15 protein-coding genes and 1 rRNA gene are annotated in these 12,845 nt (G+C 45.8%); 1 reads left to right on the top strand and 15 read right to left on the bottom strand.

The genetic code is table 11. The annotated features are described in order from the left end of the window. Window positions 1-54: 54 nt before the first annotated feature. From rsmA to metG, 5 genes are read right to left on the bottom strand one after another with little or no spacing between them, the layout of a single operon-like run. Entirely contained in the window at window positions 55-933 is an 879-nt protein-coding gene (gene rsmA, locus KNO98_RS14280; RefSeq protein ID WP_214701484.1) for a 16S rRNA (adenine(1518)-N(6)/adenine(1519)-N(6))-dimethyltransferase RsmA, read from the bottom strand. Further along, window positions 930-1,490: a ribonuclease M5 gene (gene rnmV, locus KNO98_RS14275; protein ID WP_214701483.1), complete on the bottom strand. Its 561-nt coding sequence runs from the start codon at window positions 1,488-1,490 to the stop codon at window positions 930-932. Before rnmV ends, rsmA begins: the two co-directional genes overlap by 4 nt. After that, window positions 1,483-2,769 carry a 3D domain-containing protein gene (locus tag KNO98_RS14270; RefSeq protein ID WP_214701482.1) on the bottom strand — a complete coding sequence of 429 codons (1,287 nt, stop codon included), beginning with the start codon at window positions 2,767-2,769 and terminating at the stop codon, window positions 1,483-1,485. Before KNO98_RS14270 ends, rnmV begins: the two co-directional genes overlap by 8 nt. Beyond that, entirely contained in the window at window positions 2,766-3,533 is a 768-nt protein-coding gene (locus tag KNO98_RS14265) for a TatD family hydrolase (RefSeq protein ID WP_214701481.1), read from the bottom strand. The genes KNO98_RS14270 and KNO98_RS14265 overlap by 4 nt, the downstream gene beginning before the upstream one ends. Before the next feature lie 51 nt (window positions 3,534-3,584). After that, complete coding sequence (gene metG, locus KNO98_RS14260; protein WP_214701480.1) at window positions 3,585-5,546, bottom strand: methionine--tRNA ligase; 1,962 nt, start codon at window positions 5,544-5,546, stop codon at window positions 3,585-3,587. A 330-nt stretch (window positions 5,547-5,876) separates the two neighbouring features. Between metG and KNO98_RS14255 the strand changes: the two genes are divergently transcribed. Next, window positions 5,877-6,170 carry a transition state genes transcriptional regulator AbrB gene (locus KNO98_RS14255; RefSeq protein WP_012727742.1) on the top strand — a complete coding sequence of 98 codons (294 nt, stop codon included), beginning with the start codon at window positions 5,877-5,879 and terminating at the stop codon, window positions 6,168-6,170. A gap of 16 nt (window positions 6,171-6,186) precedes the next feature. On the opposite strand, the gene rsmI is transcribed toward KNO98_RS14255, so the two are convergent. The 10 genes from rsmI to rrf all read right to left on the bottom strand — a co-directional run. Next, window positions 6,187-7,056 carry a 16S rRNA (cytidine(1402)-2'-O)-methyltransferase gene (gene rsmI / locus KNO98_RS14250; protein WP_214701479.1) on the bottom strand — a complete coding sequence of 290 codons (870 nt, stop codon included), beginning with the start codon at window positions 7,054-7,056 and terminating at the stop codon, window positions 6,187-6,189. After that, a complete protein-coding gene (locus KNO98_RS14245; protein ID WP_214701478.1) occupies window positions 7,028-7,306 on the bottom strand; it encodes a GIY-YIG nuclease family protein in 279 nt (92 codons plus the stop codon). Before KNO98_RS14245 ends, rsmI begins: the two co-directional genes overlap by 29 nt. Then, on the bottom strand, window positions 7,299-8,036 hold the full coding sequence (locus KNO98_RS14240; protein ID WP_214701476.1) for a tRNA1(Val) (adenine(37)-N6)-methyltransferase: 738 nt from the start codon (window positions 8,034-8,036) through the stop codon (window positions 7,299-7,301). Before KNO98_RS14240 ends, KNO98_RS14245 begins: the two co-directional genes overlap by 8 nt. Window positions 8,037-8,096: 60 nt before the next feature. Continuing rightward, window positions 8,097-8,432 carry a DNA replication initiation control protein YabA gene (yabA, locus tag KNO98_RS14235; protein WP_012727746.1) on the bottom strand — a complete coding sequence of 112 codons (336 nt, stop codon included), beginning with the start codon at window positions 8,430-8,432 and terminating at the stop codon, window positions 8,097-8,099. Window positions 8,433-8,455: 23 nt separating this feature from the next. Then, the gene (locus KNO98_RS14230; RefSeq protein ID WP_026824767.1) at window positions 8,456-9,286 is read right to left on the bottom strand and encodes a PSP1 domain-containing protein; all 831 of its coding nucleotides are present in this window, start codon (window positions 9,284-9,286) and stop codon (window positions 8,456-8,458) included. A 6-nt stretch (window positions 9,287-9,292) separates the two neighbouring features. Further along, a complete protein-coding gene (locus tag KNO98_RS14225; RefSeq protein ID WP_026824766.1) occupies window positions 9,293-10,285 on the bottom strand; it encodes a DNA polymerase in 993 nt (330 codons plus the stop codon). 14 nt (window positions 10,286-10,299) lie between these two features. Beyond that, window positions 10,300-10,629 (bottom strand): cyclic-di-AMP receptor, encoded by a 330-nt coding sequence (locus tag KNO98_RS14220; RefSeq protein WP_026824765.1) that lies wholly within the window; start codon window positions 10,627-10,629, stop codon window positions 10,300-10,302. After that, on the bottom strand, window positions 10,629-11,267 hold the full coding sequence (gene tmk, locus KNO98_RS14215; RefSeq protein ID WP_214701475.1) for a dTMP kinase: 639 nt from the start codon (window positions 11,265-11,267) through the stop codon (window positions 10,629-10,631). Before tmk ends, KNO98_RS14220 begins: the two co-directional genes overlap by 1 nt. Before the next feature lie 3 nt (window positions 11,268-11,270). Then, a complete protein-coding gene (locus KNO98_RS14210; protein WP_214701474.1) occupies window positions 11,271-12,689 on the bottom strand; it encodes an aminotransferase class I/II-fold pyridoxal phosphate-dependent enzyme in 1,419 nt (472 codons plus the stop codon). Between the two features lie 72 nt (window positions 12,690-12,761). After that, window positions 12,762-12,845, bottom strand: a 5S ribosomal RNA gene (rrf, locus tag KNO98_RS14880); the annotation flags it as partial.

Here is a 12,845-nt window from a genome sequence, read left to right as displayed (position 1 = left end):
CATATTTAAATATGAAAATAAAGATTTATATTATAACGACTAGTATTAAGGTCGTCAACTATTTTTAAGTGGTAAAATTGTGTCAGATAATCGTGCGAATTCTTCTAGGCTCAACGTTTCTCCTCGACGCTTTGGATCGATTCCCGCCTCATGAAGTGAGCGTTCGAGTTCGACTTTATGTTCTTTTCCAATATAGTTTGTCAAGTTGTTCAGAATGGTTTTACGACGTTGTGCGAAGCTTGCGCGCGCGACATCAAAGAAAAAAGCCTCGTCCTTCACCTGTACAGCCGGCTCCTTGCGCATTCGAAGCGTGATGACGGCCGAATCGACGTTCGGCGCTGGAATGAATACGTTTTTCGGAACGATAAAACTGACTTCTGTCTCCGCGTAGTACTGAATCGCAATCGATAGTGAACCGTATGCCTTCGTTCCAGGTTTTGCACCAATCCGTTCTGCCACCTCTTTTTGAATCATCATGACGAGTGAACGGAATTTCACACCACTCTCGAGCAATCGCATGATGATCGGTGTTGTAACGTAGTAGGGCAAGTTTGCGACAACGGATATATCTTCAATACCTTCATTTAAAAATTCCTGCTCGACGATTTCACGTAAATTTAATTCTAAAGCATCCCCATGAATCACTTTCACGTGCGGATACGGTGACATCGTATCTTCGAGAATCGGTAAAAGACGTTGGTCAATCTCAAGCGCCACGACTTTTTTGGCGCGCTTGGCCGACTGCTCCGTTAGCGAACCGATCCCGGGACCAATCTCGAGTACTCCGCTTGATTCACTCAGTTCTGCTGCACCGACAATCTTACTTAAAATATTTAAATCGATTAAAAAGTTTTGACCTAGCGATTTTTTGAATGAAAAACCGTGGCGCTCTAAAATTGATTTCGTTCGTTGGATTGTTGCAATGTCTTTCAACCCTGTTCCTCCTCTAATTGAGCAAGTGCCTGCTCCCACTCTTCAATCGTGACGCCAAGCGCCTCGACCCGTTTGACAAATTGTTTGGCGTTCGGCTCACCGATGCGAAGCAGTACGCCGAGCCGTTTCCGACGCGTCGCAGCCGCTGTACTTCCGATTAAATCAGCCTCTAATACCATCTTACGTGTAACGATCGGTTGATCTGTTTCGACACGCGGTTCAAATACCGAACGCAAGACGCGACGAATCGACTCAGGACTCGCGTGTTCTACACCAATTTTCCCACGTTTGTCCTTTGCCTCCGCCCGGGGAAGGTGAGCATGCTTACACCCTTTGACCCGCTCCTCGACGATTGCTCGAATCCGGTCCCCCGGGTAATCGGGGTCCGTCAAAATGATGACCCCCCGTTTTTCTTGTGCACGACGAATTCGTTCAATCGTCTGATCAGACACGGCAGAGCCGTTCGTCTCAATCGTATCGACATCGAATACCTCTTGAAGTCGCGCCGTATCGTCACGCCCCTCTACGACGATGATTTCTTGTATTTTCTCACGCATTGTCTGATCCTTCTTTCTCTTCTTCTTGTTTCGGAATCACCCAGATGGTGAGCGGCTTACGACCAAACGTCACGGCCTCTTCCTTTTCATCCATCATGATGTCGATTTTTTGGCCTTTGATCGCACTTCCTGTATCAAGAGCAATCGCCATACCAACCCCTTCAACGTATACGCGGGTCCCGAGTGGAATGATAGCAGGGTCAACCGCTATAATCCGCATTCCTTCAAACAGTATCGTGTCCGTCACATCATATCCACTTCTTGTCAGCACGCGCCCGTTATATGTCACCGTATCTTCCGGATTGTTCGTATAAGCGGTCGCTTCTACAAGCAATTGTTTCGCAGATGAGAAATCTAACACGTCATCCGTTTTGGGCGCCTCGACAATCTCCACTTCGGCTTCCGGTATAAACGGGCTCGATTCATCCGCAGTCGTCGGCTCGGTAGTCGATTCCACGACTTCCTTCGTTCCCACTTTGATGATCTGCGGCGTCGTTTTACGCAACGTTTCCACTTCCGTTTTCGTACGATTTGTAATTGTACCATTTTCCACAGTAAGTGCATACCTTGTCCGTTCAAGTCCAGGAACCCCGACTTGTACCGTTTGCTTCACACCTTCGTCGAGCGTCTCATCCTCTTCCTCAACCACCTCAAACGGAATCAACTGGCTCTCATATTGAACAACGTCACGATTCGTGTTGACCGTAATCGTCAATCCTTCACGAATGGATGTCGACAGGGCTGGTATGACCGTGTCACTTTCCGTCACATCGATGTTCTCTTCTGTTAACAGTTGTTTAACGTCTGTTGCCATCGTGTAGATCGTCAACGCATCTTGCCCGACAATCAAATTCACCGCAACAACCGGTTGATAACGAATCGTCATCCCATTCGCCACCGGTGTACGCACGGACGGATATACGGTGTCTCCATCCCGCACGGTCACTCCGTAACGCAACAACACGTCCTCCACGGTCCTTTCGCGCGTTTGAATCGACTCGATTTGTCCATACCCAATTTGAAGTGACACCTCATGTGAACGCTCAATCCGGATCAGACGGTCTTCCGGTACATCCCCACTCAGTGCTGGTGTGACGTAATCCGTCTCATCTAACGTGATGTTTAATTCTTCAAGCACCTCGAGAACGGAATCTGCCCTTGTCTCATGCTCAATCACGACACCGTCATCGACGACCTTGATTACTTCAGGCTGTAGCATGACATACGCCACAGAAGCGGTCACGATAACACCTATACTAGCTAGCACACGTTTAATCATGGAAGTCGAAACAACTTCTTCGCGTTAGCTGTCGTCGCTTCTGCCAGTTCATCGAATGCCATGTCTCGAAGTGACGCAATCTCTTCCGCTACATATTTAACGTATGCCGGTTCGTTCCGTTTTCCACGGAAAGGGGTCGGGGTCAAGTAAGGACAATCCGTTTCGACGAGAAGACGGTTCAGTGGCACTTCTTGTGCGACTGCTTTTGGAACCTTCGCATTTTTAAACGTGACCGGTCCTCCCAATGAAATATAAAAGTTCAAATCTAAGCAACGCGGCAAGAGTTCAACGGACATGCTATAACTATGGAACACACCACCGACTTCCTCGGCATGCTCTTCTTCCAAAATATCGAGCACATCAGCCGTCGCTTCTCGATTATGAATGACAATTGGCATATTCGTGCGCTTTGCGATGGCAATTTGTTGGCGGAAGAGACGCTGTTGCACGTCTCTCGGCGACTTGTCCCAGTGATAGTCGAGACCGATTTCACCGAGTGCCATCACTTTCGGATGACTCATAAGTGCTTCAATCCGTGCCAAATCCGCATTTTTACAATCAATCGCATCGACCGGATGCCACCCCACAATGGCATAGATGTCTTCATGCGCTTCTGCCAACTCGATTGCCCGATCGATGGTCGGCGTATCAAATCCGACGACAAGTAGCGGAGATACTCCTGCTTCTCTCGCCCGCTCGATTGTCTCTCCCACATCCTCGTTGAACTGTTCTGCATTGATGTGCGTGTGTGTATCAATCAACATCTTGTTTCCTCCTTAGAAAAAGAGAGGGAGACCGCGGTCTCCCCCATTCCATTATTTGACGATGGCACCGTTCGGCATCTGGTCTGACACCGTTGCGAGTTCTAGCTTTCCATCACGATCTGCCGCTAAAATCATCCCTTGAGACAGTTCTCCCCGAAGTTTGACCGGTTTCAAGTTTGCGACAACGATGACTTTCTTGCCAACCAAATCTTCAGGGGCATACCATTCAGCAATACCAGACACGATTTGACGCGTCTCTTTCCCGAGGTCGACTTGAAGTTTCAACAGTTTCTTCGCTTTTTTAATCTTATCGGCTTCCACGATTTGACCTACACGGAATTCGACCTGATCAAAGACATCAATCGTGATTTCAGGACGAACGTCTTCATCGACTTCTTCCACTGACGCCGTTTCCGTTTCTTCAATCCGTGCTTTTGATGCTTGACGCATCATTTCTTGGATTGCATCCACTTCTTCCTTCACATCACGACGTGGGAAAATTGGCGTCCCGTCCGTCACAACCGCATTGTTAAAGTCCGCGAATGTATCGAGTGCCTCCCAAGACATATCCTCTCCCTCGAGCCCGAGTTGACGGAACATTTCTTTCGGGGCACGTGTCATGAATGGTTGGATCATAACAGCCACGTGACGTAGAACGCCCGCAAGGTGTGTCATGACAGAAGCGAGTTCTTCACGCTTCGACTCATCTTTCACGAGAACCCACGGTTGTGTCTCATCAATGTATTTGTTCGCACGGCTGACGAGCTGCCAAATATTTGTGAGTGCGACCGAAAATTCCATGTGCTCCATGGCTTCTTCCGTTTTGCGTGTCGTTTCCTTCACCATATTTAACAGTTCCGCATCGAACGCTGTGACATTACCGTTATAGGCCGGAATGTTTCCGTCGAAGTACTTCTTAATCATCGCAACGGTGCGATTCAATAAGTTCCCGAGGTCATTTGCCAAATCGAAGTTCAAACGGTCAACAAACGCTTCCGGAGTGAACGTGCCATCCGCTCCGAACGGCACTTCGCGAAGAAGATAGTAACGGACAGAGTCGAGCCCATAGCGGTCAATCAATGGAATCGGATCGACCACGTTTCCTTTTGATTTCGACATCTTTCCATCTTTCATAAGCAGCCACCCGTGCGCAAACACTTGCTTCGGTAACGGGAGGTCAAGCGCCATTAAGAGAGCTGGCCAAATAATCGTATGGAAACGGACGATTTCTTTTCCGACTAAATGGACATCTGCTGGCCAATAGCGGTTGAAGAGCTCGTCATTGTCTGTCCCATACCCGAGTGACGAAATATAGTTCGTGAGCGCATCGACCCATACGTAAACGACGTGTTTCGGGTTCGATGGGACTTGTACGCCCCAATCAAATGTAGTACGCGAAACTGCCAAATCTTGGAGTCCCGGTTTCAAGAAGTTATTGATCATCTCGGTTTTACGAGATTCCGGCAAAATAAACTCAGGATGTGACTCAAAATATTCAATCAAGCGATCCGCGTATTTGCTAAGACGGAAAAAGTAGCACTCTTCGCGCACAAGCTCGACTGGATGCCCGCTGTCAGGGCTTTTTCCATCAACGAGTTGTGACTCTGTGTAGTACGTCTCATCCGGAACTGAATACCATCCTTCATACTCACCAAGATAGATGTCCCCATTTTTAAGTAACGTCTCAAAAATATGTTCGACCACTTTCTTATGGCGGTCTTCTGTCGTACGAATGTAGTCATCGTACGAAATTTCAAGACGATCCCATAAAACTTTAATCTCTTCAACGACTTCATCAACGAAAGCCTGTGGCGTCACGCCTGCTTCTTTCGCTTTTTCTTGAATTTTTTGCCCATGCTCATCCGTTCCTGTCAAATAACGGACGTCAAATCCTTTTAAGCGTTTGTAGCGCGCAACCGCATCACCTGCTACCGTGGTATATGCGTGACCGATGTGCAATTTCGCACTCGGATAATAAATTGGGGTTGTAATATAAAAAGTTGGCTTCGCCATGATTTATTCTCCATCCTTTCGACATATGCAATTTCCATTATACACGGTTCGACAAAAGAATTTCCAAACCTAATTGTTTGGAATTTTTTTGCGTTTTCTTCGTCATAAATGTTCCAAAAATACCCTTTCTTTGTTTCAAGTTCAAACTATCGGGGAAATTTAGGTATATACCGTTCTCAATTCGACAAAATTCGAAAATTTACTTTTCCAGATAGTAAGCAGTTTACTGCAATTGGAAAGTTTAGTATGCTTTTTGCTGTAGTCACATTGTCGAATTTTGACGATTCATGTCACCACGAGATTTCGACACCATTGGAGGAGGAAACACAAATGAAATCTACAGGTATTGTACGTAAGGTTGATGAACTTGGTCGTGTCGTTATTCCAATCGAATTGCGCCGTACACTCGGAATTGCAGAGAAAGATGCTCTCGAGATTTACGTCGACAACGATCAAATCGTTTTGAAAAAATATAAGCCGAACATGACTTGCCAAGTTACAGGCGAAGTATCGGACGATAACTTCAAATTGGCAGACGGCAAACTCATCTTGTCACCAGAAGGTGCACAACGTGTTCTCGTTGAATTGAAGAACATGCTCGAAAACTACTACAGCGAAGAGTAAGCAAGGATTTCCTTGCTTACTCTTTTTTATGCAGTTGATGGTATGCATCATATACATCGTTGCGGGACTCCCCACGGTCTTTCGCCGTCTGTTTGATTGCTGCATTTGGGTTTAATCCTTCTTCCACATAATGAACTACGTGTTCATACACAGAAAGTGATTCCCACCACGTAGTTGTAGGGGCCGCTTCTGTCGCGCCGCTCACAAGGACGACAAACTCCCCACGAACTTCGCCTTCACACCATTGCAACGCTTCATCTATCGTCCCTCTCAAAAACTCTTCGAACGTTTTTGTTAGTTCTCGACCTAATACGATTTGTCGGTTCCCGAACACTTGTCGAATCGCCGTTAACATCTCTTTCAATCGATGAGGGGCCTCATAAAAAATGATGGTTCCCGGCTCATATTGAACCGATTCTAATACATCAATCCGATCTTTCTTTTTTCGCGGTAAAAAGCCATAATAGAGAAATCGCTCGGTCGCAAGACCGGATGCGACGAGTGCAGTGAGCGCTGCATTGGCACCTGGTAAGACGACAACTGGAATGCTTGCCTCAATGGCTAATCGTACGAGATCACTCCCAGGATCTGAAATACCAGGCATTCCAGCATCTGAGACGACGGCAATCGACTTCCCAGCAACTAGGTCCTCGATAAGCCTTGTCCCACTCACATCTTTGTTGTGCTCATGGTAGCTAACCAGTTTTGTCATAATTTCAAAATGGCGACAAAGTTTCATTGTTTGACGTGTGTCTTCTGCTGCGATTAAATCGACTTCCTGAAGTATCCGTACCGCTCGATACGTCATGTCCTCCAAGTTCCCAATCGGTGTCGGTACGATATACAACGTCGGTTGTTCAGTTTGATAACTCTTCTGTGAATTCATTGGTCGTTCCCTCCATCAGTTGCTCTTTTTGTGCGCGGGTCAATTGCTTAATGGACCATTCGTATTGCATGGCCTCCCGTTTCGTATCGAACGATTGCACGTACCGAAGTCGTACCGGAAGTCGAGCTTTCGTATATTTAGCGCCTTTTCCTGCGTTATGGGCAAGGATTCGTTTATCCACATTCGTTGTATAACCCGTATAGTACGTTCCATCATGACATTCCACGATATACGCATAGTGTTTAGGCATCGAGAATAGCTCGCATCGTTTCCGTATACGTATCGTCTTCTTCATATACAACAAGTGGTGGTAAAATTTTAAGACCTGCTTTTCCATCTTTCGATCCCTCGATTAATAAGGTATTCGCCTCGCGTCCCGCTTTTGGATAAACGAGCTGCATTCGCTTCGGTTCAATTCGATAGGCACGCATCAATGTCAGGATATCGAGTAAACGTTCTGGCCGATGCACGAACGCCACTTTTCCTCCCGGCTTGACGAGTTGACTTGCTGTTTTAATACAATCTTCTAACGTGCACAACACTTCATGGCGTGCAATCGTATGATGCTCATTTTGATTCCGTAGCGACGTATCATTCGCTAAGAAATATGGTGGATTACATGTGACAACATCATACCGCGCATGACCGAGCTGGCTAGCAGCTGTTTTGACATCGTCTTCGACAACCTGAATCCGCTCTTCAAGACGATTAATCGCCATACTTCGGTTTGCCATATCGACTAACTTGGATTGAATCTCTACGCCTGTAATCGTCCCTTTTGTACGATATGACAAAAAGAGGGGAATTGCCCCGGTACCAGCACACAAATCAACCAACTGCCCTTTTTGAATAGGTACCCACACAAATTCTGCAAGCAACACCGCGTCTAATGAAAACGAGAACACATCGTCACTCTGAATGATTTTACCTGGACGTCCGAGTAAATCATCGAGGCGTTCTCCATCTTTTACCGTTACCATCATTTCCTCCTTCTACAAAAGAAAGGCGATGGATAGGGAACCCCTATCTATCGCCCCGTATTAATGTTTATTGAGCATCGACAAACAGAAGAGACAGTCCCCATCTTTTCGTACCTGTCCGTAATGGAGGTTACAAATATGGAAGCCTTCTTGATAAAGCGCAGCCAAGTTGTTCTGCCCTTTCCCCGACAATGCGATTTGTGAATCACCATTTGTCGTATCAACTTCTGCCAATTGTTCGACTTTTTCGCGCAAGTGATGATTCTCTAGATACATATGCTGATTCTCTTCAAGCAAATAAGCGAGCTGTTCTTTTAGCACGCCTAAGTGCTCCGTTAAGAGTTGCATCTGTTGCTCAATCGCATCTACACGCATCATCACTTCTTTTTTGTCCATTCTTTCCACTGCTCAGCACCCCATCACTGTTTTGACGGTTTTCGTTTAATCGCACCCACCTCAACGAGTTCATCAATTGTATATGTGACGACTCGCGTCCGATCGTGGAGCTCAACTTGAATGAGTTGGTCCAAAATATTGAGACCGATTACCCGACCATCACCTTCTGGAATTTTGATTCGCTTGCCGACGTCTGGTAAATCACGTTTCAATTCTTCGTATGTGTCATTCTCATATTTTAAGCAGCACATCAGACGACCACATACCCCAGAAATCTTGTTCGGATTTAACGAGAGATTCTGATCTTTAGCCATTTTGATGGAGACAGGTTCAAACTCCCCAAGAAATGACGAACAACAAAGAACTCGACCACATGGTCCTATCCCGCTTAGTAACTTCGCTTCGTCACGAACACCGATTTGTCGGAGTTCGATCCGTGTTCGAAACACACTAGCCAAGTCTTTTACCAACTCTCGAAAATCGACGCGACCCTCGGCAGTAAAATAAAAGATTACTTTATTACGATCAAATGTATACTCAACATCGACTAGTTTCATATCTAGTTGATGCTCTCGAATTTTTTCTTCACAGACGGCGTGAGCATCAACGGCTGCCAGTCGATTATCGCGTACGATATCTGCATCCTTTTGGTCAGCGACACGAAGGATTGTCTTCAACGGCATAACAACCTCGTCTTCGCCGAGCTGTTTATCGACTTGGACAACTTCACCGTACTCAATTCCACGTACCGTTTCAACGATGACATGGTTCCCGCGTTTAAGCGTTGCATCGCCTGGTGAAAAGTAATAGATTTTTCCCGCTTCTTTAAAACGGACTCCAACTACTTCAAGCACACGCTTCTATCCTTTCTGCAAATCGAACGAAAGTCGTTCGAACGTTAATTGAGGATTGACGTTTGCCTCGAGTCGTCGAATGGCCGCATGCACACTTTCAATCGCATGTGTGAGTTTAGAGACAGATCGATTTTGGATAAATGCGTTGTATAAAGCAACCTCATTCTTAAATAGCTTCGGAGCATACGTATCTCGCACTTTTAAATGGAGTGCCTCCTCTAGCCAGTGTTCGAATAACTCAAGGCCAACCCGTAACTCATTTCGTCCTTTGAAATGTCCTAACCATTTTTCTTGTGCAAACAAGAGCAACTCTTGAGGTCGTTTCGTCAATACTTCAATTAATTGTACCACTAGCCCGTACGCCTGTACAAACCACTCCTGTCCAAGTGCTTCTTTCGCATCATCCCATTTTGGGTAAACGGTTAAGGCAAGGTATGCCAAATCATATGTGCAAGACAGTTCTTCCGACATGGTTTGTGCCAATTGCGCACGGTCGATTGGGCGAAAAGCGAGTTGTTGAGCGCGCGAACGAATCGTCGGAAGGAGTAGATGAGGTTGTGTCGTTACTAAAATAGCAAGCTTTCCGACACCCGGTTCTTCAAAGAACTTCAATAGACTATTCGCGGCTTGAGTCGTCATCTTATGCGCTTGATGAATAACGTAAACTTGACGATCTCCTTCAGCTCCTCGTAACGACAAGTCACTGAGCAATTGCTGAATTTGCTCTTTTTTAATGCTGGCTCCATCCGGCTCTACTTCGATGTAGTCCACGATGTTTTTTGAATCCATACGTCGACAGTTTCGACACAGCCCACACGGTTCAGCTCCTTGCGGGGTTTCACAAAATAACGCTTTCGCAAACAACGTAGCCGTGTCAATTAAAAATGGCTCATAGTCCCCCGAAAAGATGTACGCGTGGCCCACTTTATTTGAAACGATTGAATTTTTTATGATTTGAGCCACCACTGTTTGGGACTCATGTAATTCCTGAAAACGCATATGCCCAACTCCCATTAAAACTGATGGAATCCTTCAATCGGCAAGACGAAAACAGTCGCACCTCCGACTTGTACTTCGACAGGGTAAGGAATATACGAATCGGCATGTCCCCCCATCGGTGAGATTGGCGTGATCATTTGATCACGACTCGAGCAATTTGATTGAATCACATCCATCAAATCATCGAGACGTTCTTGCGGAATCCCCATCATAAATGTTGTATTTCCTTCTTTTAAAAATCCACCTGTCGTGGCTAATTTCGTTGCGCGGAAATCTCGTTCAACTAATGCGTCGGACAAACGTGCGCTGTCCTTATCGTGTACGATTGCAATCACCATTTTCATCATCTTTTTACGCCTCCTTGTTGTAGTCGTTCGATTATATAGTCAAGTACCTCATCTTGAATGCATTCAATCGATTGATCAGCGTCAATTCGAATGATACGTTCGGGGTACTGTTTGAGTAAAGTTTGGAATCCTTTGTAGACACGCTCATGGAAGGTCTGATCGCGACTTTCAATCCGGTCAAGTTGTCCACGATCTTTCATTCGTTCATTCGCTCTTTCCGGCCTCAAATCAAACAAAAATGTCAAATCGGGTGTTAAACCGTTTGTTGCCCACTCATTCAGTGACCGAATCTGATCGAGGTCATACTGTAAGCCATATCCTTGATAGGCGATAGATGCATCGATGAATCGATCACAAAGCACAATCGCACCTCTCTCTAATGCAGGACGGATTACTTGTTCCACGTTTTGCGCTCTCGAAGCGGCGTAGAGCATCATCTCAACTCGTGGTGTCATCTCATGATGGTCCGGAGATAATAATACTTCCCGAATCTGGTTTCCGACAGTTGTTCCTCCAGGTTCACGGGTAACAACGATATCGTACCCTTTTTGCTTCAGGCTCTCGACTAATAATTGAAGTTGTGTGGATTTTCCTGATCCATCGGGTCCTTCAACTGTAATAAACATTCCGCTCACTTTTTAAAACTCCTCTACAATAACGTCAATTTGCTCTATCATAACATGCTTACCGGCTTGAAGCTTCCTCCCTAAAGAAATCCATTCCAGGAGTACACGGATTTTCTCTTCTGTAATTCGCTCTCCTTTCAAAATCCATGGGATGCCCGGCGGGTAAGGAATCACCGTCTCTGCTGAAATCGATCCGACAGCCTCTTTAAAGGATACACGGTGTATTGGCTCATCCCCTGCCATCGTATACAGTTCAGATACCCGGTGTGTTGAAGGGAACGGGAAGATGGTTTCATCCTCATCGATTATTGGCACATGAGTCGCAGCCTTTTTCATCAATGTGACCCAATGCTCAATTTCCTGTTTGTTTATTTCCCTTAATGGTAGACACAATAACACGTGGTCAACTGCAGCCAATTCGATGTCTATTCCAATTGATGCAAGGTGCTCACAAAAGACTAATCCATTTTTCGGGTATGTCATGATGGTCACTTTTGTGAAATCGTCCCCGACTTTTACCGAAAAGCCTGCACGTTTCAATTCAAGTACGAAAGATACATGACTTTTCTGAATAGAAGACCATGCTTCATCCGTTAAACTTTCTAAATAGGAACGTGCATAATCCAATGAAGCCATAATAAGATAAGATGGACTCGATGTTTGAAAGGATGATAACGCATGGTTCAACTGAACTTCATCGATATCTTCTTTATAATGAATCCAAGCTCCCATCGTTAAGGCAGGTAACGTTTTATGTGCGGACTGTACCACCGCGCTCGCTCCTTCAAAGATTGCAGAACGCTGGGGCAACTGTGGGTGAATCAAATGAGCGCCATGTGCTTCATCGACAAGCAACGGAATGTTTAAATGAGACAAATAATCCGAAATTGCACGAATGTCAGCCATATCTCCATAATACGTAGGAGACGTCAACATGACGGCCCGCCCTCCAGGGAATTCTTGAACGGCTTGTTCAATCGTTTCTAGCGTTACGACTGTTGGAATACCTGTACCACGCTCAATCATAGGCATTAATAAAACCGGTTTTAATCCTAACCATTCAATCGCGTTCCAAACAGACTTATGTGAGTTCCGTTGCACATATACGCGTTCCCCACGTTTTACCGTTGCCGCAAGCATACTCCAATTTCCAACGGTCGATCCGTTGACAAGCCATTTACTTTTACTCGCATACAGGTTACCTAGTGCTGTTTCAGCTTGCTCGATAATCCCGGAAGCATCGTGCAAATCATCTAAATGTGGTAATTCAGTCAGATCATAAGGCATGACTCTTGCGAATGCACTCGGTAATCCATCATTGCCCACCGTACCGTTGTGATGACCCGGTACATGAAAAGACACGCGACGTTCACGTACATGCTGTTCTAAAGTCTCTAGAAACGTAAAAGGGTTTTTCCGAGAAGGAGCCATTTGTTATTCCTCCTAAATTGTTGAATATTAAAAAAAGACGATCAAGCGTATGCTTGATCGTCTTCTACGTTTGCCTGGCAACGTCCTATCCTCACAGGGGGAGATCCCCCAACTACTTTCGGCGCTGAGACGCTTAACTTCCGTGTTCGGCATGGG

This window comes from Exiguobacterium sp. s57 (assembly GCF_018617685.1).
Classification (GTDB): Bacteria; Bacillota; Bacilli; order Exiguobacteriales; family Exiguobacteriaceae; genus Exiguobacterium; species Exiguobacterium marinum.
This window is presented reverse-complemented; position numbering and strand designations above follow the sequence as displayed.

Coding starts and splice junctions, on each gene's coding strand:
- KNO98_RS14270 (WP_214701482.1), bottom strand. CDS start 2,769: ATGATTAAACGTGTGCTAGCTAGTATAGGTGTTATCGTGACCGCTTCT.
- yabA (WP_012727746.1), bottom strand. CDS start 8,432: ATGGACAAAAAAGAAGTGATGATGCGTGTAGATGCGATTGAGCAACAG.
- KNO98_RS14220 (WP_026824765.1), bottom strand. CDS start 10,629: ATGAAAATGGTGATTGCAATCGTACACGATAAGGACAGCGCACGTTTG.
- rnmV (WP_214701483.1), bottom strand. CDS start 1,490: ATGCGTGAGAAAATACAAGAAATCATCGTCGTAGAGGGGCGTGACGAT.
- KNO98_RS14225 (WP_026824766.1), bottom strand. CDS start 10,285: ATGCGTTTTCAGGAATTACATGAGTCCCAAACAGTGGTGGCTCAAATC.
- KNO98_RS14240 (WP_214701476.1), bottom strand. CDS start 8,036: ATGGTAACGGTAAAAGATGGAGAACGCCTCGATGATTTACTCGGACGT.
- KNO98_RS14210 (WP_214701474.1), bottom strand. CDS start 12,689: ATGGCTCCTTCTCGGAAAAACCCTTTTACGTTTCTAGAGACTTTAGAA.
- KNO98_RS14245 (WP_214701478.1), bottom strand. CDS start 7,306: ATGCCTAAACACTATGCGTATATCGTGGAATGTCATGATGGAACGTAC.
- KNO98_RS14255 (WP_012727742.1), top strand. CDS start 5,877: ATGAAATCTACAGGTATTGTACGTAAGGTTGATGAACTTGGTCGTGTC.
- KNO98_RS14265 (WP_214701481.1), bottom strand. CDS start 3,533: ATGTTGATTGATACACACACGCACATCAATGCAGAACAGTTCAACGAG.
- rsmI (WP_214701479.1), bottom strand. CDS start 7,056: ATGAATTCACAGAAGAGTTATCAAACTGAACAACCGACGTTGTATATC.
- metG (WP_214701480.1), bottom strand. CDS start 5,546: ATGGCGAAGCCAACTTTTTATATTACAACCCCAATTTATTATCCGAGT.